This window comes from Pseudogemmobacter sonorensis (assembly GCF_042762395.1).
Taxonomy (GTDB): Bacteria; Pseudomonadota; Alphaproteobacteria; order Rhodobacterales; family Rhodobacteraceae; genus Pseudogemmobacter; species Pseudogemmobacter sonorensis.
Genome location: NZ_JBEFZE010000004.1, coordinates 19,794 through 44,675, shown reverse-complemented (window position 1 = coordinate 44,675; position 24,882 = coordinate 19,794). Strand labels below are relative to the sequence as shown.

The following is a 24,882-nucleotide window of genomic DNA, read 5'->3' as shown; positions in this document are numbered from 1 at the left end:
AGGTCGCTTGGCACTTCGCTTCGGGCGATGTAAGCATATCCGTTACGCGAGAAATGGAAAGAGCAGCCATCTTGGCGAACGCCCCTCAGATCGTCCCGTCGCCCGCCCCCGCCGCCGGGAGCGCCCCCGTGAGCGCCCCGCCCCCCGCCGCGGTGCCCGCGCCCGAGCCGCCCGGCCCCATCGAGCACGGCGTCGCGGGACCGGCGAAGATGCACCGGCGCCACCGGATGCTGATGCTGTCCTTCCTGGCCTGCGTGGTGCTGCCCTCGCTCCTGGTCGCCTTCTATCTCTTCGTCGTGGCCGAGGACCAATATGCCTCGGAACTGGGATTCTCGGTCCAGACCGAAGAGGGCGGCAGCGCGAGCGACCTTCTGGGCGGGCTGGTGCGGATGGGGGGCGGCGGCAGCGGCTCGGACCCGCAGATCCTTTACAAATACATCACCAGCCGCGACATGCTGATCCGGGTCGAAGAGCGGATCGACACCGCGCGCGCCTTCACCCGCCCGGGCGATTTCTTCTATTCGCTCGCCTCCGATGCCACCATCGAGGACCGCGAGCGGCATTGGCGGCGGATGGTGAATGCCGTGCTCGATTCCGGCAGCGGCCTGATCGAGATCCGCGTGCGGGCCTTCACCCCCGAGGATGCCCAGCAGATCGCGCTTCTGATCGAAGAGGAAAGCGCGCGGCTTCTGAACCAACTCAACGACAAGGCGCGCGAGGATGCCACCCGCTTCGCCCGGGACGAGCTTGCCCTGGCCTCGGAACGGCTGTCCTCGGCGCAGACCGCGCTGACCGCGTTCCGCTCGCGCACCCAGATCGTCGATCCCGCCACCGACCTGGCCGGGCGGATGGGGCTTTTGAACTCGCTTCTCGCGCAGCAGGCCGAGGCGATGATCGAGCGCGACATGCTGATCGCCAACGGCGCCGCCGAGGACGATCCCCGCATCCGCCAGGCCGAGCGCCGGATCGAGGTGATCGGCGGCCGGATCGAGGCCGAGCGCGCCCGCATCCGCACCGCCGACGATGGCTCGGACGGGGGCTATGCGATGCTGGTCGCCGAATATGAAAGGCTCGCGCTGGAAACCGAATTCGCGCGCCAGTCCTATCTTGCCGCCAAGGCCAATCTCGACGCCGCCATCGCGCGCGCCAGCCGCACGACGCGCTTCCTGGCCTCCTACATGCCGCCGACGCTGGCGGAACGGGCGCAATATCCCGAGCGGTTCGTCTGGACCGCGCTGGTCTCGGGGATGATCTTCCTGCTGTGGTCCATCGCCACGCTGACCTATTACGCGGTGCGGGACCGGCAATGATCCGGCTGGAGGATCTGAGCAAGACCTTCATCCTGCGCGGCCAGCACAAGGTGGTGGCCGACAATCTGAACGTGACCTTTCCCACCGGCGTGTCGGTCGCGCTGCTGGGCCGCAACGGGGCGGGGAAGTCGACCCTGCTGAAGATCATCGCGGGCAGCATGCGGCCCGACCGCGGGCGGGTCGTCTCGGACGGCACGATCTCGTGGCCGGTGGGCTTCGCGGGCAGTTTCCACGGCGAGCTGACCGGGGTGCAGAACACCCGTTTTCTGGCCCGGGTCTATGGCGTGGACAGCGACGAGCTGGTCGAAAGCGTGCGCGATTTCGCCGAACTGGGGGTGCATTTCAACCTGCCGGTGCGGACCTATTCCTCGGGGATGCGCTCGCGCCTGGCGTTCGGGATCTCGATGGCGATCGACTTCGACACCTATCTGGTGGACGAGGTGGGCGCGGTCGGCGACGCCTCGTTCCGCGAGAAAAGCGACCGGGTCTTCCGCCAGAGGATCGCGGCAAGCGCGGCGATCATCGTCAGCCACAGCCTGCATTACGTCCAGCGCACCTGCCAGCACGGCGCCGTGCTGGAGGAGGGGCGGATCAGCTATTACACCGACATCAACCAGGCGATCCTGCATCACCAGGAGATCGTGCGCCCGCTGCGGGCGGCGGGGCTGCACCCCTGAGATCCCCACCCGACCGGGATCCCTGCGCAACGGCCCCCGGCCCGCGCGCGCCATGCCGCCCGGTCAGGCGCCGGGTGGGAGTTCGCAACCGCGCGCCCTGCCCGATCCGGGCGTCACCCTGCGAGAGCCCGGCCCGGCGCAGTTAATCGCCGGGCCAGCCGCGCCCCAGTCCCGGTCGCGCCTCAGACCCAGATGAAATCGCTCTGGTCGATCTGTCCCACCCGCATATCGACAAGGGTGATGCGATGGCCCAGCACGTCAAGCAAGACATCGGCACCGATCTGGGTGATGCTGATCTGGGCGAACCGCTCGGCCCCGTTGCCCGTCAACCCGCTAATCTGAAGCCGGTCCAGCCCGTCCTGGAAGTCCATCACCCGATCGTTTTCGCCCCGGGTCAGGGCATTGAAAATGAAGCGGTCCGGCCCGAAGCCGCCATAAAGCACATCATTGCCCGGACCGCCATTGATGCGGTCGGCCCCCGGTCCGCCATAGATCGTGTCGTTGCCCGCGCCGCCGGCAAGGAAATCGTCGCCCTCTTCGCCGTAGATGAGGTCATTCCCGCCGCCGCCGCCGACGCTGTCGTTGCCCGCCCCGCCATAGATCGTATCGGCGCCGTCGCCGCCGCCCAGATCGTCGTGACCATTGCCGCCATAGACCAGGTCGTCGTCGAAACTGCCGCCGATCTGGTCATTGCCGTCGCCGCCGTAGAGCGTGTCGCGGCCCGCGCCGCCCGACATCAGGTCGTCGCCGTCGCCGCCTTCGATATGATCCTCGCCGCCGCCGCCGCCGATCACGTCGCGGCCCGCGCCGCCGAACAGCCGGTCGTTGCCGTCGCCGCCGCCAAGGCTGTCGTTGCCGTCGCCGCCATAGATCGTGTCGTTGCCGGCCGCGCCCGCGATATTGTCGTTGCCCGCGCCGCCATAGACCAGATCGTCGCCCGCACCGGCGATGATGTTGTCATTGCCGTCGCCGCCATAGATCGTATCGTTTCCGGCATTCCCGACCAGCCGGTCGTTGCCGCCATGGCCGTAGATCAGATCCGGCCCCGCTCCGCCCTGAAGCGTATCGTTGCCCGAGGTGCCGTCCAGGCGCACCCCGCCGGGGGTCGGCTCGGGCGTCGGAGTCGGCGTGGTCGCGAACAGATCGGTCAGGGCCAGCGTCCGGTCGTTGAATTGGAAGAACTCGACATTGCGGATCCGGTCGATGCCATCGGCCGAGGTGATCACGACCCAATCGCCGTCGCGCTGCACCGTGGCGGCGTCGCGCCGCGACGCGATCCGCACCGTATCGGTTCCAGCGCCGCCGATGATCGTGTCGTTGCCGCCGCCCCCGGTGATATGGGCTCCGAAGTCATGGGCGGTGATGCTGTCGTTGCCGCGCCCGGAAATCACCCGCTCGATCACCGAGTCGAGCGAGATCGCGACATTGTTCCGCTCGCCGTCGATATCCGAGAGGGTGCCCGGGCGCAGGTCGATGCGCTGATGCGCGGTGGAAAAGCCGACATCCAGCAGATCGTTGCCGCCGGTGTCCGAGATCGTCAGCAGGATCGGGTCTCCGGCCAGGAAGCCTGCGGGCGCCGCCCTCTCGCCCGCGATCACCGCCATCAACTGCCCCAGCACGCCCCCGACATTGGAGCCCCGGCCCCAGACCGTATCGCCGGTATTGGCCGCGATCGAGCCGTAGAGCATCTCGATCGCCTCAAGATCGGCGATCATCGGCGTCAGCGGCAGGCCGTTCGCTCCGGTGACATTGGGGTTCGACTCGACGTCGAAATAGGACATGATCGTCAGTTGATAGCTGTCGTTCAGGTAAAGCGCGTCGCGGGCGAAAGAGGCCGAGCCGTCATAGGGCCCGGCATGGCCGAGGCCAAGCGCATGGCCGATCTCATGCAGATAGGTCTGATAGGAATAGCTGTCGAAACTGGTTCCGTAGACGCTCAGCCAGCCGGACTCGATATTGACGGTGGAATAGTTGATCTGCCCGGTCAGCGGATTGTAGCTATACGGGCCGGCGAAGGCGCCGGATTCGTTGTCCTCCAGCCGGATATCGGCGCTGCCCGAGCTGGTGCGGGTGAAGACGAGCCCTGTCGTCGTGCCCCAGACGTCGAAGGCCCATTCGGCAAGCTGCCGCCCGGCGGCGGTCAGCCCGTCGATGTTGTAGGTCAGCGAGGTGCGGCCGAAGGTCAGGGGCGAGGGCACGCCCCAGCTCGATTCCACCAGATAGCTGGCGATCTGCTCGGGCGTGAAGACATTGGTCGCGGTGCTGACGGTATAGCGCCCCGAACCGCTGTAGCCCGAGACCTCGATATAATGGGTTCCGGTAGTCCGGGCGGTGAAGCCGACCTCGGGGAAATAGCTCAGTAAATAGCCGGAAGCGGCATAGACATCGTCGGAATAGGCCACCTGCTGCCCGCTCGGCCCGACCACGCGCAGCACCGGGTCGGTCAACCCGGAGGACGAGCCGCCGCGCCCGAAAGCGGTGAAGACGTAGCTTTGCCCGGCCACGAGGTCGATGGCGATCCAGTCGCGGTCGTTGAAGCTGCTCAGGTTGCCGTCGAACCTGTCGCCCACGCTCACCCGCGCGTTGGTCGAGGTTCCGGCGGCCGCATCGCCGCTTTCGACCACGGTCTGCGACAGCAGGAGCGGGCCGACCCCCGTCACGGCGCCCGACAGCGGATCAAGCTCCGGCTCGGCAGAGGTAGCTGCGGCAAACGCATCCTTCGACAGTTGAATTACCATGGTTTCGGCCCCGTTTCATTGCCGGGCCACATGAACACGCCCGGAGGCGATGGGGCAAGACGGGAATTGCCTTCAATGCCCGGGAAGCCATCGGAGGGCCAGCCCGGGCCGGTGCAAGGGGGCGGCGCCCTTCGCAAGGCCCGGGCCAGAGGCGCGCGCGGCCGGAGGCGGTGCGGCGGGCCAGGCACTCCCCGCGAGGGCAAAGTCGCCCCGCTCCAGGGGCGACCTGCGCGAGAGCCGGAGCCGCGCGCAGGGCCCCCTCAGGGCCGCGGAGTTTGCGCGATCAGATCGTCGAGAAAGCCCGAGAACGCGGCCGCATCCAGCGGTGCGTCCATCCGTGCCATCGCAAGCGGCGCCCCGGGTGGTGCCCCCGCCCAGTCCAGCCGGGCCGCAAGAGCCCGCCCGCCCGCCTGCGTCACCACAAGGGTCGCCGTCGCGGGCGCATCCCCGGCGGCAAGCCGCACCTCGGTCCCCGGATAGGCGGCGACCAGCCGCGCGGCGAGGACCGGGCAAAGTCCTTCCGGCAGGCGGAGCTTCGCATTCCCGGCGACACAGGCCAGGGTGATCTCACCCCCTCCTGTTCCGCTTCCCACCCTGTTTCCCATCGCATCCCCCACGCCCATGCCCGCCCCCATACAGGCCGCGAGCGCACCGAACCAGAGCGCGGAAAACAAGGCGCGCGCCCGTCCCGAAGCCCCGCCGCTCTCCCGGCCCCCGGCCATCCGATTTTCCGCCATACGGTTTTCCAGACCCCCGCCGACCACCCTCCGCCTGAGACGCCGGCCCCACGGGCGCGGGCAAAGGCGCGGGACGGCGCGGAAGATCTTTCGGAGCATCGGTTCCCTCCTTGCGCGCGCCCGCGCGGTCCCGCGCACCATTCCCGGGGCCGATGGCCAGTAGTGAACACCAGAGCGAGACCGCCCGCAAGACCGGCGGCGGCAGGACGGGGAAACAAGGCGCAGGGGCAAGATAGAGAACGGCAAGACAGGGCCGAAAGAACGGCCCTGCGATCCCACCCAATCCGTGCCGTGGAACAATGAGAGCCGCTCGATCGTCGCAGCCCCGGAACCACGCGCACCCCGCGCGATGCGAAAGCAATGCCGGGCCCGATCGCTCAGGATCACGAAAACGCGCCGAGACTGCCGAGACTGCCGAGACTGCCGAGACTGCCGAGACTGCCGAGACTGCCGAGACTGCCGAGACTGCCGAGACTGCCGAGACTGCCGAGACTGCCGAGAATCGGGTCGCCCATCCTCCGCACCGGCGCAAGAGGCAGCCCCCCTCGCGATGACCTAATCGCGATATCCGCCCGCTGATGGCCACTCGCCTAGCCCGGGCTCCGCCCGCAACCCGGATCGCCCGCCGCCCCCTCCGGCGCAGGCTTCCCCGTCCTGTCCCCTGACACCCGCGCCCCCGAGACCCCGACCCTGAGCGGTTTTCCCCCGCCCCCGCCGCTTGCCATGCCCCCTCCGGACAAGTATGCGCAGGGGCGCCACGCTTCCTCAGCATCCGAAGGCCCGTCTTGCCGCAATCCTTCCCTGCCTCCCCGACGATCTGCGTCGTCCTGGCCGTCTACCGCCCGGACCCCGCCTTTCTCGACGCACAGATCGCCTCGATTGCCGCGCAAGAGCTTCGCCCCGGACTCGTCGTCGCGGTGATCGCCGATTGCATGAGCGATACGCTGGCGCGCGAGGGGCTGGAGCGTCACGGCCTCGCCCATCACATCGCCCGGCCCGCCGCGCCGCTGGAGGCGGTGAACGCCTTCCAGTTCGGCCTTCAGGCCGCGCTTGGCCTCATGCCGGGGGATGCGCTGTTCGCCTTGTCCGATCAGGACGACATCTGGCACCCCGACCGGCTTTCGGCGGGGGCGGCCGAGTTGAAGCGCAGCGGCGCCGATCTGGTGCATTCCGACGCCCGGGTGATCGACGGCGCGGGCCGGGAAATCCACCCTTCCGTCTTCCGGTTCGAGCGACGGCTGCGGCATCCGAAGATCCACGACCTGCTCTACCGCAATACGGTGACGGGAATGGCGGTGCTGATGCGGCGGCGGCTGGTGGAACTGTCACTGCCCTTCCCGCGCCAGAGCGGGGTGCATTTCTACCATGACCTGTGGTTGGCGCTGCTGGCCTCGGCCACCGGCGGCATCGCGCTGATCGACCGGCCGCTGGTCGATTACCGCCAGCACGGCGGCAATGCCATCGGCGCGGTCGACCGCACCCGGCGCGGCCTCAAGACCCGGCTGCGCCTGCCCGACATGACCTGGATCCGGCGCGAGGCCGCCGCCTATGGACGGTCGCGCTATCTGGCGCTGAGTGCCTGGCACCGGCTCAATTCGACCCATGCGTCGAATGGGGCGGCGGCGGAAAACGCGAAACTGCGCCCGCTGCGGCGCTACATGCGGCGGCTGCGCGGCGCGGAAAGCCATATCGGCGACGGGCTGCGCTACCTGTTCACCGGCCATGCCGATCTGGCGCGGCTGGCCTTCGGCGCGGCGCTGGTCGCCACCGGCCGCGCGGTCTGGAGCCTGCGCGACGCGCTGACCCATGGCATCACCCGCGCCTCGGAACAGTTCGACGCCCGGCTCTTCTCGCTGTCGCCGGGGGTGCAGCCGACCTCGGCCCTGCCAGAGGCGGACCCGCGCGTGCCGATGGGCCTCGGGGAACTGGTCGACGGACGCAAGACCCCCTCCTTCGCCCCCGATTTCAGCGCCGAGGCGCCCGCGGTCGTGGTGCTGGTGCCGACGCTGAACCCGACCGAGATCTTCGCCGGGATCGCGACGGCGGTGGACCTTGGCCTCGCGCTGGCGGCCGAGGGGCTGCGGGTGCGCTTCATCGCCACCGACCTGCCGATCTCGGCGCCCAATGTCTCGTCGATGTTCCTGACCTCGCGCCTGACGGCCGAACAGGCCGCGACCGGCGCCGCCGCGCGCATCACGCTGCATTGCGGCCGGACCGAGCCCACGATCCCCGCGCATCGCGACGACCGCTTCCTTGCCACCGCCTGGTGGACCGCCATGGTCGCGACGCGGCTGATCCAGGAGCACGGCTACCAGCGCCACCGCTTTCTCTACCTGATCCAGGATTTCGAGCCGGGCTTCTACCCCTGGGGCGCCGAACACGCCGATGCGCTGGCCAGCTACGCGCTTGATTTCGTTCCGATCTTCAACACCTCACTGCTGCGCGACTATTTCGCGGCGCAGGGCTATGGCTTCGCCCGGCCCGACAGCCTGACCTTCCGCCCCTCGATCGACATCGACCGCTATGCCGGGATGGCGCGCAGCCCGCAGACGCCGCGCCGCATCGCGATCTACGGCCGCCCCGAAGTGGCGCGCAACCTTTTCCCCACCGCCATCGAGGCGATCAACCGCTTTCTCCAGCGCGCCCAGATCCGCCCCGAGGATGTGGTGATCGAATCGGTCGGGCTGCGGCACGCGCCGGTCCGGCTGGACGGCGGGCATGTCGTCATCAGCCGGGGCAAGCTGCCCTATGAGGATTATCCCGCCTATCTGGCCGGGGTGGATGTGGGGCTGTCGCTGATGCTCTCGCCCCATCCCAGCCATCCGCCGCTGGAGATGGCGGCGGCGGGCGCGCGGGTGGTCACGAACACTTTCGGCGGCAAGAACCTGTCGGGGCTTTCCACCGCGATCCTGTCGGTCGCGCCCGAGGCCCATGCGCTTTGCAACGCGCTTTCCAACGCCTGGAACCTGGGCCCGGCCACCCTGGACGAGCGCCGGATCGACCTTGCGCCCCTGGGTGCCACGCTGGTCGACACCGCGCGCGAACTGGCCCCGCTGGCGCTGCCCCTGCTGCGGCGACCCGAGGGGCGGCGGCGGGTCATCGTCCACAACGGCGCGCCGAAATGCGGATCGACCTTCCTTCAGCGGGTTCTGCTGCAGAACCGCGAGCGGCTGGCCCGGGCCTCGATCGCCTATCCCGAGCCTCCGACCGGCCATCCGGGGAATGGCATGCTGGTGCCCGATCTGGACCGCGCGCGGCTGGAGCGCGACTTCGGCGAGGCCCATACCCTGATCTATTCGCATGAGGATCTGCTGACCCATCCCGGATGGGTCGAGCGGCTGTCCCGGCTTGCGCGCGAAATGGATCTGGAGCTTGAATTCCTGACCTTCCTGCGGCCGATGCCGGAACTGATCTTTGGCGCCTATTCGCAGACGGTGAAGCAAAGACTGCATCCCTTCGCCGAGGCCACCGAGCGCGAATCGGCAGATGGGACGCCCGACGGGGCGCCGGAAGACGGGGCGCCAGAAGACGGGACGGCAGAGCCGCCGCAGATCCCTGGCTTCGACGCCTTCTTCCGCCAGAATGCCGAGAAATTCCATTTCGAGGTCTACCTGCTGCTCTGGCGCGACCAGAACCCGCAGGCGCGGCTGCATGTCCATTCCTCGCGCGAGATCCGCCGCGTGTTCGAGGAGTTGACCGGCGCGATGGATCTGAACTGGTCGGTGCCGCATCACCTGACCAATCCCTCGCTGCGGATCGAGGATTGCGAGCGCCTCGCCGCGCTGATCGCCTCGGGTGCGCCCCGCCGCGAGATCGCACGCGAATGGCGCGCCGCCCACCGGCTGACCGACCTGCCCGATGGCGGCCGCACCCCCGCCCGCCGCGCCATGATCGAAGAGCATTTCGTCAAGGCGATCAGGGGGGTCGGGAACGTCTTCGGGCTGGACATCCGCAGCGCCCCGGAACGCCGCCCCGATCAGCCGGGGTGAAATCCGCCGCCGCCGCACCCCGCAGGCCCTGATGCGACGGCCCCGGCTCGAAGGCCCGGGGACCAAGGGAAAGTCCCCGGCCGCAGCGGGTAGCGAAAAGCCGCTACAGCCTGCGGAACGCCGCCGCGACCCAAAGCGCGGCGGTGCTGGAGCGGGTCTGGCGATAAAGCCCCAGCCGCCGCAGCCTTGAGACCCGCCGCAACGGGCCGGAGGCGTGGCGCAACCCGGCAAGCTCTTGCACGAGGCCGCGCGATTCCTCGGTCAGCCAGGGCGCGGCGGCCTCAAGCGCGGCGATATTGGTGTCGGTCCATTCCGCCATCACCCCCTGCGCCAGAAGCCGCAGCCGCCGCAGCTTCGAGATCCAGCCGTCGTTGGCGCCGATGGCATTGCCGCCGTGCTGGCGGTAAAGCACCGTCGGCCGGTCGTCGAAAACCACCCGCCCGCCCGCGCCGGTGATAAGCTGATAGGCCCACCAGTCATGTGCCACCACCGCCTCGGTGCGGCGCGCGGCGGCGGCCAGGATCCGGCCCGCCTCGGCATTGGCAAGGATCGTGTTCCCCGCCGCCACATTCTGCACCAGCGCATGGCGAAAGCCGGTCGGGCGCGGACAGCCCCGCGACAGCCGCCGCCCGTTCAGCGCATCGTCGGTGACCCAGGTCCGCCCGCAGTAAAGCGCGGGCCCCTCGATCCCGCGCAGCGCGGCGATCCCGCGCTCCAGCCGGTCGGGCAGCCAGACGTCGTCCTGATCCGAAAAGGCCAGCCAGCCCGGCGCCTCGGGCAGATGGCGCAGCATCGACAGGTAATTGCCGCTGAAACCGCAGCGCGGCCCGTCGACCAGCTTCACCTGGCCCTCGGGGCGCGCGGCGGCGAAATCCGCAAGGATGCGGCGGCTGGCGTCGGAGGAGCCGTCGTCGCTTGCCACCAGCCACCAGTCGCGGTGGCTCTGCGCCGCGAAGCTTTCCAGTTGCAGCGCCATATGGCGGGCGCCGTTGTAGACCCCCATCAGGATGGTCACGGCAAAGGGGCTTGCGCCAGGGGCCAATTCCGCCCGCGGTCCGGCAAATCCGAATTCAAATCCTGGCACGTCCAACCTCGAAACACACCCGCCCCGTCAGGCCACCGACGGCGGGCGGATGCAATATGCCCGGCCTCAGGTGAAGATGAAATCGCTCACATCCAGGAGGCTTGCCGATATTCCGGGCAGGAAGATCCTCTGGCCACCATACTGGATCATCGCGCCGCGGTCACCCGCATATGAGATGTCCTGGATCGAAAGCGCGGCGAAACGGTCATGGGCGGTGGCGCCTGCCAGACCGCCCAGGCGGATGCGGTCGATGCCGTTCTCGAAATCCATGATGCGGTCGGTATCGCCGGGGGTCGCCTCGGCGAAGATGAAGATATCGGCGCCAGCGCCGCCATAGACCACGTCGTTGCCGGGCCCGCCGTTGATCCGGTCGTCGCCCGGCCCGCCGTAGATCGTGTCATGGCCCGGCCCGCCGGCCAGGAAATCGTTGCCCGATCCGCCATAGACCAGATCGTCCCCCGGACCCGCGCCGATCTCGTCGTCGCCGCCGCCGCCATAGATGGTGTCGCGGCCCTCGCCCCCGCCGATGGTGTCCCGGCCCGAGCCGCCATGGACCAGATCCTGCCCGTCCCCGGCGCCGATCTGGTTGTCGCCGCCATCGGCATGGATCGTGTCGTTCCCCGCCCCGGTCGAGATCACGTCGCGCCCGGCCCCGGCATAGACCAGGTCGTTGCCCGGCCCGGCGCCGATCGTGTCGTTGCCCGCGCCGCCGTAGATCACGTCGTCACCCTCGCCCCCGCCGATCGAATCGTTGCCGGCGCCGCCATAGATCGTGTCGTTGCCCGCGCCGCCCGCGATATTGTCGTTGCCTGCGCCGCCCTCGGCATAGTCGTGACCCGCGCCAAGGACGATCTCGTCGTTTCCATCGCCGCCGATCACCGAATCGTTGCCCGTCCCCGCAAGGACCCGCGCCCCGCCATTGCCCGCGTGGATGGTGTCGTTGCCCGCGCCGGTCTCGATCCGCGAGCCGCCGCCACCGCCGTAGATCAGGTCGTTCCCGCCGCCGCCATAGATCGAATCGCGCCCTGTCCCGCCGTAGATCGTGTCGTTGCCGGTGCCGCCGGTGATGGTGTCGTTGCCCGCGCCGCCATAGATCAGATTGGCCCCGCCCGCCGCCGCGATCACGTCGTTGCCGTCGCCGCCGTAAAGCGTGTCGCGCCCGCCGCGCCCGGTGATCGTGTCGTTGCCGCCCGCGCCGTCGAACCAGTTGCCGCCCGCCGCCGCGCCGGTGAAGCGGTCGCCATGCGCGGTGCCGCGAAAGCCCTCGATGCCGTCGAAGAGGTCGTCACGGAACTCGGCCGAGCTTCGCGCCCGCTCGGCAAGGTCGATCACCAGGCCCTGGGCCAGGCCCTCGTAGCTGACGATGTCGAACCCCGCGCCGCCGTAGAAGCTGTCGGCCCCGCCGCCGCCGACGAAAGTGTCGTTTCCGGCCATGCCGTAGAAGGATTCCGAGGCGGAGGTGCCGCGCAGCAGATCCGCCCCCGAGGTGCCGTCATGGCGGGTCGCCGGCGGCGGGCTGGGGGTCGGCGTGGTGGGTGGCGGCGTCACCACGACCTCTTCCGTCTCCTCGTAGTCATGGGCCAGCACCACCTCGATCCGCTGCACGCCCGCGCCGAAATCCATCGCCATGACCTGGGCCGAGGTCAGCGGGCGACCGTTGCTGGTGTGGATCACCAGCCGCTCGGCACCGAATTCGATGATTCCGCCGGTCGCGGTGGCGGTGAAGGTCAGTTGCGCCGCCCCCCGGAACATCCGCCAGCCGGACAGGTCGATACGGTCCACCCCGGGCTCGAAATCCGTGATCACATTGGCGCCGCCGCCCGCCGTCATCACGAAGACGTCCTGCCCGCGCCCGCCGCTCATCTCCTGCGCGCCGGGGCCGTCGATCAGGATATCGGCGCCGTCCCCGCCCGCCAGCGCCGTGGTCTGGGCCGAGGCGATCAGCATGTCGGCCCGCGCGCCCCCCACGATCCGGCCCGCTCCGCCCTGGACCACCGTCCCAAGGCCGGAAAGGTCGATCTCCAGCACGCTCAGCCCCGGTTCGGCGCCGGAAACGGCAAGGATCTGGATCACGCCGCCAAGCTGCACCGCGCGCAGCGCGGTCACGTTCGACAGCGCGGTCTCGGCGCTGTCGGCGAGGCTCTGCAGGTGAAGCAGCCGCCCGTCGGGCAGCAGAGAGAACAGGCTCAGCCCGTCGTCCGCCCCCGCCGCCAGCACGAAGACCCGGCCCGCCGCCTCGATGACCTCGATGGCGCGGACGGACTGAAAGCGGGTGTCGCGGCTGTCGATCAGGTGATCGGCCACCGTCAGCCCGCCATCGGCGCCGACCCGGAACACGGTCAGGCTGGACGAGCCAGAGGCCGCGGCGATCAGCCAGGTCGCGCCGCCGTATTCCACGCTGCGCAGCGCCGTGATGCCGCTGACCGGCAGCCAGTCGTCGGGGCCAAGGTCCGAGACCACCGTCAGCCGACCGTCCGATCCCAGCCGCAGCACCGTGATCCCGTGTTCGTCGAGCGAGCCCGCGAAGACCAGCCGCGCCGCGCCGACCTGCGCCGAGGCCAGCGCATTCACCCCCGAAAGCAGCAGCGAGACCGTATCGGCAACGGTCTGGATCCGCACCGGATCGCCGCTTGCGGGCAGGCGGAAGACCTCGATCCCCCGGCCCTCGGGGCGGGCGGCGACCAGAAGGTCGCCCGAGGCCCCGGGCAGGACCAGCAGTTCGACCGCGCCGGGAAACAGGAAGCCGCCCTCGCCGATGAAGGCCCGGGTGCTGCGCCCCTCGGCGCCGTCAAGCCGGGCGGCCTCGACCGCGGCGGCCGCCACCGTCCCCGCGACGCCGTCGACCGTCAGGCCGATCCGTCCGCGCGATTGCGCCTCGGCCCCGGCCTCGACCGCCAGCGCGCCCTCGGCCAGCGAAAGCGAGACCGTGGTGCGGGTGGTGAAGCTGACCGCCCGCACCACCGGCGACGGACCCGAAGCGTCCAGCGAAAACCCCACATGCTCCATCGCCGCCGTGAACTGCCGCCCCGTCAGCACACCGATCTGCCTGATCGTCACCATGACCCGTCACCTCGAAAGATCCCGGGCCGAAAGACCCCGGGGCACAGGATCGGGGGAGCGCGTTTCCCGGGCGGGGACAATTCAGGGCGAAGATCCGGCTTTTATCCCGGAATTGGATTGAATTTTAACGGGAAGCCCAGTTTTTACGGAAAGCCCCGGGATTCGGCGCGGGCGGGCTCAAAGCTCGGGTCCCGGCGGATCCATCTGGGTGCCGGGCCGGGCGGCGAGCCGGGCCTCGGCCAGGGTATTGACGCTGACCGCCCCCACGATCAGCGCGCCCCCGGCCAGCACCCAGGGGTCCACCGCCTCGTGAAAGGCGATCGCCCCCAGAAGCGAGGCCCAGATGATCTGGAGAAAGCCCACCGGCTGCGTCGCCGCCAACGGCGCCAGCGCGAAGGCCCGCGTCATCGCGTAATGGCCAAGGGTGGCAAAGCCCGCCGCCCCCGCCAGCCACAGAACCTGCACCGCGGTCACCGGCTGCCAGACCGCCAGCGCCAGCGGGAAAAGCCCCAGCGTCACGGTGAAGGTCAGGGTGGCGACGATCACCCCGGCGGGCAGTTCAGCGCTCAGCCTCTTCGCCACGATATAGGTCACGGCGAACATGCAGGTGGCCCCGATCTGCGCCCAATGGCCCGGGGACAATTCGCGCAGCCCCGGGCGCAGCACCACCATCGCGCCCAGAAAGGCGACCAGCGCCACCGCGAACCTGCGCGGCCCCAGCCGCTCGCCCAGAAGCAGCCCGCCGATCACCAGCACCAGCACCGGGTTGATGAAGCCGATGGCCGACATCTCGGCCACCGGCACCCGGGCCATGGCGTAGAACCACAGCAGCACCGCGATCACATGGCCAACACCGCGCAGCCCGAAAAGCCCCCAGATCCGCGCCGGATAGCGCGCGCGCAGGACCGGCGGGACCATCGGCAGGAAGAACACCACGCCGACGAGAAAGCGGATGAAGGCCGATTGCGCGGCGGGGATCTGGGTCCCCAGATGCTTGACGACGCCGTTCACGCCGACCATGGCCAGGGTGCTGACGACCATCCACAGGATACCGGCGAGGACGCCCGCGGGAAGGGGCTTGCGCGTCATGTTCCGGGCCGTCCACGTTTTTCCGATCATGGCGACAGCCAGATACCTTTGCCCGGGGAAAGGCAAGGGGGCCCCCGCGCCCGTCAGCGGCGCGGGCGACCTACCATTTCAGGCGATCGGGATAGCGGAATTCGTCCGAGGCGCGCGGGCCGCGACGTGGCGCCATGGCGAAGGTCATCCGCCGCAACTGCTCGACCGCGCCGCCCGCCATGGCGCGGGTGCCAATCCGGTCAGCGCCCTCCCCGGCGGCGGGACGGGCATCCTCCGCCATCCCCCGGCCCGGCGCCAGCGAGACCGGCTCGCCCACCGAAAGCCGCACCTTTCCCCGCCTGCGCCGGAGCGTCTCGCGAAACAGCAGCGCCACCCGCAGCGGATATGAGAAGTGGCTGGCCATCTGGAACAGCCGCGAATTCTGGCCGTGGACGAAGACCGGCACCACACGGACGCCCTTCGACGCCGCCAGCCGCGCCACGAAAGGATGCCAGGCCGGATCGGCGGCGCGCCGCGCCAGCGGACGGGGCGCGGTGGCGACGCCGCCCGCCGGAAAGATCACCAGCACATGCCCGGCCTCAAGCCAGGCCACCGCCGCCCGCCGCGTCATGGCCGAGGTGCGCCGCGCGCCCGCAGCACCGCTGAAATCCACCGGCAGCAGCACGTCGCGGGCCTCGACCGGGCGGCAGAGCAGCGAATGCACCATCAGCTTCACATCCGGGCGCATCCGCGCCACCAGATCGCCGATCGCCAGCCCGTCGGCGATGCCGAACGGATGGTTCGCCACCACCAGCACCCCGCCGGTGGCGGGGATCCGCGCGGCCGAGCCCTCGGCGTATTCGGTCTCGATCTCAAGGATGCGCATCGCCTCGGTGAAGACCGAGGCGGAAGGGTCGCGCGGCATCCGCCGCCAGTCGCGATAGATCCGCTCAAGCCGCGCGCTGCCGAAGGCCAGTTCGGCCAGCCGGATCATGCGGCGGCGAAAGGCGGATTGGCCGGGATGGGAATAGGTGAAGACCGGCGGCAGGCGCAGGTCGGCGAAATCGGGCAGGTCCGGCACCACATCGCCAAGCGCCAGCCCGGCGATGGTGAAAGCCTCGGTCCCGGTCATGCTGCCGCCCATGGTCGCGGTCATATCCGTCATCCCGAAATCCCCCGGACGCGATGATTGCCTGGGCGGGCTTTTAGCGGGCGGGGATCACGCATTGGTGACGCCCGGGTAACGGAACGGAATCGGCAGCCGCCCGGCCGGGCCGCGCGGCCTCAGCCCTCCAGCGCCTGCGCCACCCGCTCCAGCGCCTGCGCCAGCAGGGCCTCGGCCCGGGCCGGGCTGGCCGCCTCGACATAGACGCGGAACTCGGGCGCATTGCCCGAGGGGCGCAGGTGGACGATCTCATCCCCCGCTCCCTCTTGCCCCGCCCCCTCCTGCCCCGCGACATGCAGGCGCAGCCCGTCGGTCTCGTCGCGCGCCACCTCGGCCCCAAGGCCCAGCCGGGCCAGAAAACCGCCCGGATCCGCGCCCAGCCGGGCCAGGAAGGCGGCGGATCGGCCGGCCTCGATCCCCTGCAGCCGGTCGCTGGCGGTGAAGCGGCCCGGCAGGCGGGCGGCCAGTTCCGCGATCCCGATGCCCTGCGCCCGCGCCGCCGCAAGCGGCGCCAGGATCGGCAGCAGGCTGTCGCGCGTCATCAGGGGCGCGAGGGGGCCAGCGGGGCCCATGGCCTCGAACCCCAGCAGAAAGCCGCCGTTCGCCTCGTATCCCGCCACTTTCGCGCCGGGGTCCTGCGCCAGAACCTCCTCCATCGCCGCGATCACGAAGGGCGAGCCGATGCGGGTGCGGATCACGCGGCAGGCCCCGGCCAGGTCCACGGCGGTATTGGACGATACCGGCGTGACCACGATCTCGGCGCCCAGGAACCCGGCCACCAGCGGGCCGAGCAGATCCCCCGGCACGATCCGCCCCGAAGCATCGGCGAGCATGGGCCGGTCGGCATCGCCATCGGTCGAGACCACGGCATCGAGCCCGTGCCGCGCCGCCCAATCCGCCAGCCGGTCGCGGGTCCCGGCCCCCACCGCCTCGGTGTCGACCGGGACGAAGCTGTCCGAACGGCCGAGCGCCACGACCTCGGCCCCGGTGGCGGCAAGCACCCGGGCCAGGACCTCGCGCGCGACCGAGGAATGTTCCCACACCCCGATCCGCAGGCCCGAAAGCGCCCCGGGGCCGAAGGCGCGGACATAGCGGGCGACATACTCCGCCGCCGCCGCCGTCCCGTCGCCGACCGGCGCCGCGCCCCTTGCGGGCGCGCGGCCAAGGGCGGCAAGGATCGCAGCCTCGTCGGCCTTGGTGATCTCGCCGCTGGGGGCGTAGAACTTCAGCCCGTTGCGGTCGGCGGGGATATGGCTGCCGGTGACCATCACCGCCGCCTGCCCCGCCCGCAGCGCCGCCAGCGCAAGCGCGGGCGTCGGAAGCGCGCCGCAATCGGTGACGGGAACGCCCTCGGCCCGGGCGGCGTCGCGCACCGCATCCGCGATCGCGGGCGAGCTTTCGCGCAGGTCGCGGCCCAGCCACAGCCCGCCGCCCGACGGCACCGCCGCAAGAAAGGCGCGGGTGTAATCGGCGACCAGCCCGGGCGTCAGTTCGACCACCAGCCCGCGCAGACCCGAGGTTCCGAATTTCGGTGCCATCTTCCCACCTTTCGAACGTGTTTCCGGCGCGCGACCCTGCCCGAGCCCCGCCATGGCCGCAAGGCCGAAACCCCGCCCGGAACGCAAACGCCGGACGGTTTGCAAGGCCGCTCGGGATCCGCCGATCAGCCCCCCCGGGGAACGTCATGCGGAGGACAGCGCCTCGGGTGGCGATCGGGGCCCACGCGGGTCGGAAAAGACCGACGGAAAAACCGGCGCGATCAGGCCACCGGGTCCGGCGGCGGCGGCGCGGGGGCGAAGCCGGATCCCGGGGGAGCACCCACGAGCCCCTCACCGACAGGCCCCCCCGGCGCCGGGATCTCGGCCAGTTCGCGCTGCCATTCACGCCAGATCGACACCAGGATCGCCATCAGCACCGGCCCGACGAACAGGCCGACGATCCCCATGGTCTTCACCCCCCCGATCAGCCCGAAGAAGGTGGGCAGGAACGGCAGCCGCACCGGCCCGCCGACCAGAACCGGGCGGATGGTCTTGTCGACGATGAACAGCTCGACCGTGCCCCAGACGAACAGCGCCACCCCCTCGAACGGGCTGCCGCTGGCCACCAGATAGATCGAGATCAGCGTGAACGACAGCGGCGCCCCCCCCGGGATCAGCGCCATGAAGCCGGTGATCACCGCGAAGGTGACCGGCGACGGCACCCCCGCCAGCCAATAGGCCACGCCCAGAACCACGCCCTCGCCGATGGCGATCAGCGTCATGCCGGTGACCGTGGCCGAGATGGTGGTGGGCACGATCCTGGACAGCCGGTCCCAGCGTTCGGGCAGGATCCGGCTGCCGACCCGGTCAAGCTGGGCGGTCAGCCGGTCGCCGTCGCGGTAGAGCACGAACAGCGTGATCAGCATGAAGACCAGGCTGAGCGCGAGATGGAAGACCGTGGTCCCGGTCGCCAGCGCCGCGCGATAGATCGCGCCGATATTCTCGCCGCTGACGATCTGGACATATTCGCTGATCGCGCCGGGGCGGCCGATATGGCTCAGCCATTGCTCGTCCAGCCAGGGGCCGATCTGCGGCAGGTCGGTCATCCATTGCGGCGTGGGGGTGCCGGTGGTGTTGACCATGATCCCCCAGGAGATCCAGCTTCGCAACTCACGGAAGGCATAGAGCAGCGCCAGGATGATCGGGATGACCAGGAAACAGACCAGCGTCAGCAGCAGAAGCGTCGCCGCCGTGGTGCGGCCCAGCCCCAGGCCCCGGATCGCGCGCTCGCGCAGGGGCCAGCTTGCCAGGGCGATCACCCCGGCCGCAAGGACCGGCACCAGGAAGCCGTGAAAGAAATAGACCGAGGCCGCCAGGATCGCCAGCAGCAGCCAGCGCGCCGCCGAAAGGTCGGTCAGCAGCGGGCGGCGCGCCTTTCGGACCCCGCTGGCCGCAGGGCCGAGGCCCGGGCCTGCGCCGGGGGGAGCGGATTGCGCCGGGCCGAAGGCCATGTCGTCGGTTGCCGCTTTGTCTTGGGCCATGGGATCGGTCATGCAAGCCTTGATGTCTCGGGTTCACGATGAAGCTATTGCAGATGCCAAGGATGGTCCATCGCCATGGCGTCAATGTGACTGCAAGGCCGCCCGCCCGCATGAAATCCCAGGGTCCGCCAGAAAGCAAGGCGGCGCCCGGAAGGGCGCCGCGTCGAAGGCCATGGGGCTGGAAGGACCGCCGCGAGGGACCGGGCGCCGGGCGCTTTCCGCCCCGGGTGCGCCGACCGGGGATCACTCGGCCTCGTTCGCGGGCGAGGCGTTCAGCAGGCCATAGCCCTGCTGGCCCAGTTCCTCGTAAAGGCCAAGCTGGGTTTCCAGGAAGTCGATATGGCCCTCTTCGTCGGCGATCAGTTCGTCGAAAAGCGCGCGACTGACATAATCGCCGACCTGGTCGCAATAGCGGCGGCCCTCGATGTAAAGCTCTCGCGCGCCATGTTCGGCGGCAAGGTCGGCCTCAAGCACTTCCTTGACGTTCTGGCCGATGCGCAGCGAATCGAGCTTTTGCAGATTCGGATGGCCTTCGAGGAAGATGATGCGGGTGATGAACTTGTCGGCGTGCTGCATTTCCTCGATGGATTCGGCGCGCGCCTTGGCGGCAAGCTTGCCATAGCCCCAGTCGTCCAGAAGACGGTAATGCAGCCAGTATTGGCTGACAGCGGTCAGTTCGGACCGCAGCCCGGCATTGAGATATTCGATGACTTTCGCGTCGCCCTTCATGGCAAACCCCATACGTTGCGCAGGAAAATGAACCTGCCTGCTTCGGATGGCATCAAGGTAAGCGCCCGAAAATCCCCTGTCCATGGGGGTGGGAAAATTTTTTAGAATAATTCTAAATATGACGAAAACACTCTACTTGAAACGGGCTTCCCGCAGGCGCCGCAGCATCGGAACGGGCGGGCGGGCCTGGGCCGGCGCCCCCGCGACGCCGAAGCTTTCGCAGCCCCGCATCGTGTCGAGGAAAAGCGGCATGCAGCCCCCGCAATCGGCCTTCTTGCCAAGCGCGTGATAGACCTTGCCGGGGGTGATGATGGTTTCGGGGTCCGAGGCGCGCATCCAGTCCACCGCCGCGCGGATCTCGTGATCGGCGATGTTCTGACAGGAACAGACGATCATTTCCGCCCCCCGAGGCCGGGCCGCCGCCCGCAGACCGGCCCCCGGGCGGCACGGCGGCCGTCGGCGGCGGGAAGCGGGCAAGGGGGAAAGAGCGTCACGGCATCTGCTCCAGAAGCGGGGTGCTGCGGGGTCGTTGCGGATCCCGCGCCATGGCGCAATGGATGACAAGATTCATCGGAAATGTAAAGGTGAGAGTTTCACTCGGTCAAATCCGCCCGCCTTGCCCCGGCGACAGGCCCCCAGCCAGGCGGCGTTCCGCCCATCCATCCGAATTTCTGCAACGCAGCGGACATAAAATTATAAATACAGTCACATTCTGATTGCATTATTGCGCAATGGATTCTAATCCTGCCGCCGGACGCAGGCGACTCCCGCATTGCGCCCCCAGGGATGAGGATTCCGCCATGGCATTGGACACGCAGGCCCCGAACATGACCTATGACGCCCCGAAGAAAGACCTCTACGAGATCGGCGAGATCCCGCCCCTCGGCCATGTCCCGGCAAGGATGTATGCCTGGGCGATCCGGCGCGAGCGTCACGGCGCCCCCGAACAGGCCATGCAACTTGAGGTGGTCGACACCTGGAAGCTCGATTCGAACGAGGTCCTGGTGATGGTCATGGCGGCGGGGGTGAACTACAACGGGGTCTGGGCCGGGCTTGGCGTGCCGATCTCGCCCTTCGACGGCCACAAGCAGGATTACCACATCGCGGGCTCGGACGCCTCGGGCATCGTCTGGGCCGTGGGATCGGCGGTGAAACGCTGGAAGGTCGGCGACGAGGTGGTGATCCACTGCAACCAGGACGACGGCGACGACGAGGAATGCAACGGCGGCGACCCGATGTTCTCGCCCAGCCAACGGATCTGGGGCTACGAGACCAACGACGGCAGCTTCAGCCAGTTCACCAAGGTCCAGGCCCAGCAGTTGATGCCCCGCCCCCGCCATCTGAGCTGGGAGGAATCGGCCTGCTACACCCTGACCCTCGCCACCGCCTACCGCATGCTCTTCGGGCATGAGCCGCATGACCTCAAGCCCGGGCAGAACGTGCTGGTCTGGGGGGCCTCGGGCGGGCTCGGCTCCTTCGCGATCCAGTTGATCAATACCGCAGGCGCCAATGCGATCGGCGTCATCTCGGACGAGAGCAAGCGCGATTTCGTGCTGGGCCTGGGCGCCAAGGGCGTGATCAACCGCAACGATTTCAAATGCTGGGGCCAGCTTCCGACGGTGAATTCCCAAGAATACAACGACTGGCTGAAAGAGGCGCGCCGCTTCGGCAAGGCGATCTGGGACATCACCGGCAAGGGCGTGAACGTGGACATGGTCTTCGAACATCCCGGCGAGGCGACCTTCCCCGTGTCCTCGCTGGTGTGCAAGAAGGGCGGCATGGTGGTGATCTGCGCGGGCACCTCGGGGTTCAACTGCACCTTCGACGTGCGCTACATGTGGATGCATCAAAAGCGCCTGCAGGGCAGCCATTTCGCCCATCTCAAACAGGCCAGCGCCGCCAACAAGCTGATGGTGGAGCGGCGGATCGACCCCTCGATGTCCGAGGTCTTTCCCTGGGACCAGATCCCGCGCGCCCATACGCTGATGTGGAAGAACCAGCACAAGCCCGGCAACATGTCGGTGCTGGTCCAGGCGCCGCGCACCGGCCTGCGCACCTTCGAGGACACGCTTGAGGCCAGCCGCAACCGCTGACCCCCGACCGCTGGGCGCCAGCCCCCCTGCAACAAGCCGACGACGCCCGCGCGACACCCGCGCGGGCGTTTCGCATCCGCGAACAATGCCCCGGCTCTGTCGCCGGATCGGTGGATACTCTCTACCCTTCGGAGAATGATACAATTTTGCGTATTATTCTGTATGCGGGTGCGGGCATGGGCCACGACTGGATCTTCGAGGTATTGGGCGACCTGCGCGACTATGCGCTGGCCAACGGCCTGCCCGCCGTGGCCGCCAAGGCGGAAGAGACCCTGGCGGTCGCCCGGGCCGAGGTCGCGGCGCAACGCGACCTGCCCGGCAACGGCAATGCCTCGGGCGGCGGCCGCGCGCATTGAGGCGCCGATCCGCCCCGGCGACCGGAACGCGCCCGGAGGCGAAAATGCCTGAGTGGCGGCCTTGAAGATCAGGTGAAATCAACGGCCATTCCGCGACCCGCGCGGGGGAGCTTCCATCTTGGACATATAGCCCCCCTGCGTGAGCGGTGATACCACGCGCGATGGCGGTGGACGTCCGCTTTGCGGACGAAGCGGTCATAGCCGTTCAGCGCATTTGTCCTGAGACATAAGCTGGCTCATGACGGCATCGGGGATCGCGTCTTCTGCGTAGGAGAAGGTTCCGAACGATTTCACTTCCTGCGCCGAACGCATCAACGCGCCGAACGCAGCTCGCGCAAAAGAGCCCCCGACGCTGATGCGACGAACTCCTGCCTCGGACAGTTCGGCGACGGTATAGGTTTTGCCCTTCAGCCCCATCACTACGTTCACCGGCTTGTCGACCGCATGGCATACCGCTCTGATCGCTTCGATATCCGGAAGACCGGGAGCATATAGAACATCTGCGCCCGCCTCGGAGAAAGCCTGAAGGCGCCTGATCGTGTCATCAAGATCGGGTTTGCCCCAGAGGTAGTTCTCTGCCCTTGCCGTCAGCAGAAACGGGCTCTCCCGAGCCGCTTCCGCAGCCGCGTGTATGCGATCAATCGCCTGTGAAAGCTCATAAATCGGGGCGTCTTTATCTCCCGTAGCATCCTCGATCGACCCACCCGCCAAGCCAGTCTGGCAGGCCATACGGACGGTCTCCGAGCAAATTTCCGGTGTCGCGCCGAAGCCATCCTCAAGGTCGGCAGAAACCGGAAGCTCTGTTGCCAAGACGATCTCGGCAGCATTCGCAAGTATTTCGCTCCGGCCAAGGCCTGCGAAGGAATCCCGCTTGCCCTTCGAAAAGGCGTATCCTGCACTGGTCGTGGCAAGCGCTTCGAACCCCAAGCTGGTAAGCAGGCGTGCGGAACCAGCATCCCACGGATTGGGAATGACAAATGCCCGGTCTCCTTCGTGGAGGGCCTTGAGGCGTCTAAATTTGGTTTCCCGATCCGACATGCTTCCTCCGCATTCGATATGCTGGCCACTGTAGCAGGCAGGAACAAAATGGAAACATATATGTTGGACGATCTGATGCCACCGGCAGCTCTGGGCTCAAAACGACAGGATACGGGCCCCATCGGATCCGAACCACTTCAGGGGAAAGCATTCCCACCGCTCACGCCACCCCCTGCCTGCCTCGCCCGTCCCCCCGCCCCTCCCGCAGGCGCACTGGCCCTTGGCGCCAAGCGGGGTTAGACAGGGGCCATGCAGCCGCCCGCCCCCCTCTTCTCAGACGACCAGGCCGAGGCCTGGGACCGGATCGCGGCCGAACTGGCCGGTCAGGGCATCGACCTCGACGAGGGCATGCTGACCCCGCCGGGCGAGGGGCGGACCTCGGTCCTGGCCGTCACCGGCAAGGCCGGGTCGGGCAAGACCCTGCTGCTGGCCCAGTTCTACAAGGCCCTGAAGGAGGCCGGGGTCGAGATCGTCTCGGCCGACTGGGAGGGCAAGCGCCGCAAGGAGCGCCGCACCCTCGCCATCCTGGCCCCCACCAACAAGGCCGCAAGCGTGCTGCGGATGCGCGGCGTGCCCGCGACCACCATCCACCGCATCCTCTACACCCCGGTCTACGACCCGCAATACGAACGGATCGCCGAATGGCTGGCGGGCCAGGCGCCGCGCCCCTCGATCGAGGGGCTGGGCGCCGAGGGGCTGAGCGAACAGGCCCTCGACCGCGCGCATGCCTTCTACCAGAGCGTGGCCTCGATCCCCGGCGCGCTGGCGGCGGCGGGGCTGCGGGGGTCGGATTTCATCACCGGCTGGAAGCGGCGCGACGAGCCGCTGGACCTGGGCTTCGTCGACGAGGCCTCGATGCTGGACGAGCGCCAGTTCGACGACCTGCGCGAGATCTTCCCCCGGCTGGTGCTGTTCGGCGATCCGGCGCAGCTTGCCCCGGTGGGCCAGTCGGGCAAGATGGTGTTCGAGGGCCTGCCCGCACCCGCGCGGCTGAACCTGCACCGCATCCACCGCCAGACCCAGGACAATCCGATCCTGGACCTTGCCCATGCGCTGGCCGACGACAGGCTGCGCTTCGAGGATTTCGAGGCGCTGGTGCAGGAAAAGGCCCGCGCCGACGACCGGGTGGTCTGGTCGGAACGGGTCAATGCCGATCTGATGGCGCGCTCTCCGGTGCTGGTCTGGCGCAATGTGACGCGGATCAAGCTGATCACCGCCTTCCGCATGGCCCATGGCGCGCCCGAGACCGACCTGATGCCCGGCGAGCCCTTGATCTGCGACGGGATCGAGCTGCCGCTCAAGCATCGCAAGCGCCGCATCGACCTTGAGGCGCGCGGGCTGATCAAGGGCGCGCAGGTGATCTACCTCGGCCCGGGCGTCAAGCCGGGCTTCGCCAAGCTGCATGTGATCGGGGCCGAGGATCCGCGCCTCTCGGCCGCCTCGATCGTCAAGATCGAGCGCCCGGGCGAGGAAGAGCCCTTCATCCCCCATGCCGCCACCATGGGCGCGGCCTTCCTGCATGGCGCGGCGGTGACGATCCACAAGGCCCAGGGGTCGCAATGGCCCGAGGTGCAGGTCTTCGCGCCCGACCTGTGGGCGGCGGCGCAGACCGGGCGGTCCGAGGCGGGGCTGCCCCTGTGGAAACGGCTGGCCTATGTGGCGATCACCCGGGCGGAAACCCGGCTGCACTGGGTGGTGCGCAACCGGCTCGGCCGCCCGCAGGCGCCGCTTGGCATCGCCGATCTGCGCGTGGCGGCGCCGAAGCTGGAGCTTTCGGGCACGGAAGAGGCGGAGGGCTGAGCCCCCGTTCCCTTGGCCCGGCGATGCC

17 protein-coding genes are annotated in these 24,882 nt (G+C 68.8%); 6 read left to right on the top strand and 11 right to left on the bottom strand.

Annotated elements, in window-relative coordinates; translation table 11 throughout:
- The first annotated feature begins 128 nt into the window (after positions 1 to 128).
- Together ABNX41_RS04355 and ABNX41_RS04350 are read left to right on the top strand one after the other, a co-directional pair.
- Positions 129 to 1,310, top strand: coding sequence for a KpsE/RkpR family capsule polysaccharide export protein (locus tag ABNX41_RS04355; protein WP_438668506.1), 1,182 nt, complete (start codon positions 129 to 131; stop codon positions 1,308 to 1,310).
- Complete coding sequence (locus ABNX41_RS04350; protein ID WP_438668505.1) at positions 1,307 to 1,987, top strand: ABC transporter ATP-binding protein; 681 nt, start codon at positions 1,307 to 1,309, stop codon at positions 1,985 to 1,987. Before ABNX41_RS04355 ends, ABNX41_RS04350 begins: the two co-directional genes overlap by 4 nt.
- Before the next feature lie 182 nt (positions 1,988 to 2,169).
- On the opposite strand, the gene ABNX41_RS04345 is transcribed toward ABNX41_RS04350, so the two are convergent.
- Together ABNX41_RS04345 and ABNX41_RS04340 are read right to left on the bottom strand one after the other, a co-directional pair.
- Complete coding sequence (locus ABNX41_RS04345; protein ID WP_438668504.1) at positions 2,170 to 4,725, bottom strand: M10 family metallopeptidase; 2,556 nt, start codon at positions 4,723 to 4,725, stop codon at positions 2,170 to 2,172.
- Between the two features lie 260 nt (positions 4,726 to 4,985).
- A complete protein-coding gene (locus ABNX41_RS04340) occupies positions 4,986 to 5,447 on the bottom strand; it encodes a hypothetical protein (RefSeq protein ID WP_438668503.1) in 462 nt (153 codons plus the stop codon).
- A gap of 800 nt (positions 5,448 to 6,247) precedes the next feature.
- Here ABNX41_RS04340 and ABNX41_RS04335 point away from each other — a divergent pair.
- The gene (locus ABNX41_RS04335) at positions 6,248 to 9,451 is read left to right on the top strand and encodes a rhamnosyltransferase WsaF family glycosyltransferase (protein ID WP_438668502.1); all 3,204 of its coding nucleotides are present in this window, start codon (positions 6,248 to 6,250) and stop codon (positions 9,449 to 9,451) included.
- Between the two features lie 103 nt (positions 9,452 to 9,554).
- On the opposite strand, the gene ABNX41_RS04330 is transcribed toward ABNX41_RS04335, so the two are convergent.
- The 8 genes from ABNX41_RS04330 to ABNX41_RS04295 form a co-directional block, all read right to left on the bottom strand.
- A complete protein-coding gene (locus ABNX41_RS04330) occupies positions 9,555 to 10,466 on the bottom strand; it encodes a glycosyltransferase (RefSeq protein WP_438668501.1) in 912 nt (303 codons plus the stop codon).
- Between the two features lie 135 nt (positions 10,467 to 10,601).
- Positions 10,602 to 13,595 carry a hypothetical protein gene (locus ABNX41_RS04325; protein WP_438668500.1) on the bottom strand — a complete coding sequence of 998 codons (2,994 nt, stop codon included), beginning with the start codon at positions 13,593 to 13,595 and terminating at the stop codon, positions 10,602 to 10,604.
- 177 nt (positions 13,596 to 13,772) lie between these two features.
- Entirely contained in the window at positions 13,773 to 14,684 is a 912-nt protein-coding gene (locus ABNX41_RS04320; protein WP_438668499.1) for a DMT family transporter, read from the bottom strand.
- A 100-nt stretch (positions 14,685 to 14,784) separates the two neighbouring features.
- Positions 14,785 to 15,819 carry a lysophospholipid acyltransferase family protein gene (locus ABNX41_RS04315; protein ID WP_438668498.1) on the bottom strand — a complete coding sequence of 345 codons (1,035 nt, stop codon included), beginning with the start codon at positions 15,817 to 15,819 and terminating at the stop codon, positions 14,785 to 14,787.
- A 119-nt stretch (positions 15,820 to 15,938) separates the two neighbouring features.
- Positions 15,939 to 17,357: a phosphohexomutase domain-containing protein gene (locus tag ABNX41_RS04310; protein WP_438668497.1), complete on the bottom strand. Its 1,419-nt coding sequence runs from the start codon at positions 17,355 to 17,357 to the stop codon at positions 15,939 to 15,941.
- A gap of 221 nt (positions 17,358 to 17,578) precedes the next feature.
- A complete protein-coding gene (locus tag ABNX41_RS04305; RefSeq protein ID WP_438668496.1) occupies positions 17,579 to 18,838 on the bottom strand; it encodes an AI-2E family transporter in 1,260 nt (419 codons plus the stop codon).
- A 243-nt stretch (positions 18,839 to 19,081) separates the two neighbouring features.
- Complete coding sequence (bfr, locus tag ABNX41_RS04300; RefSeq protein ID WP_438668495.1) at positions 19,082 to 19,567, bottom strand: bacterioferritin; 486 nt, start codon at positions 19,565 to 19,567, stop codon at positions 19,082 to 19,084.
- A gap of 132 nt (positions 19,568 to 19,699) precedes the next feature.
- The gene (locus ABNX41_RS04295) at positions 19,700 to 19,963 is read right to left on the bottom strand and encodes a (2Fe-2S)-binding protein (RefSeq protein ID WP_438668494.1); all 264 of its coding nucleotides are present in this window, start codon (positions 19,961 to 19,963) and stop codon (positions 19,700 to 19,702) included.
- Between the two features lie 404 nt (positions 19,964 to 20,367).
- Here ABNX41_RS04295 and ccrA point away from each other — a divergent pair, with 404 nt between their 5' ends.
- Together ccrA and ABNX41_RS04285 are read left to right on the top strand one after the other, a co-directional pair.
- Positions 20,368 to 21,660 (top strand): crotonyl-CoA carboxylase/reductase, encoded by a 1,293-nt coding sequence (gene ccrA / locus ABNX41_RS04290; RefSeq protein ID WP_438668493.1) that lies wholly within the window; start codon positions 20,368 to 20,370, stop codon positions 21,658 to 21,660.
- Between the two features lie 146 nt (positions 21,661 to 21,806).
- Entirely contained in the window at positions 21,807 to 22,016 is a 210-nt protein-coding gene (locus ABNX41_RS04285; protein ID WP_438668492.1) for a hypothetical protein, read from the top strand.
- 195 nt (positions 22,017 to 22,211) lie between these two features.
- Here ABNX41_RS04285 and ABNX41_RS04280 read toward each other — a convergent pair whose 3' ends face one another.
- Complete coding sequence (locus ABNX41_RS04280) at positions 22,212 to 23,054, bottom strand: isocitrate lyase/PEP mutase family protein (protein ID WP_438668491.1); 843 nt, start codon at positions 23,052 to 23,054, stop codon at positions 22,212 to 22,214.
- A 249-nt stretch (positions 23,055 to 23,303) separates the two neighbouring features.
- Between ABNX41_RS04280 and ABNX41_RS04275 the strand changes: the two genes are divergently transcribed.
- The gene (locus tag ABNX41_RS04275) at positions 23,304 to 24,854 is read left to right on the top strand and encodes an ATP-dependent DNA helicase (RefSeq protein WP_438668490.1); all 1,551 of its coding nucleotides are present in this window, start codon (positions 23,304 to 23,306) and stop codon (positions 24,852 to 24,854) included.
- Positions 24,855 to 24,882 lie beyond the last annotated feature (28 nt).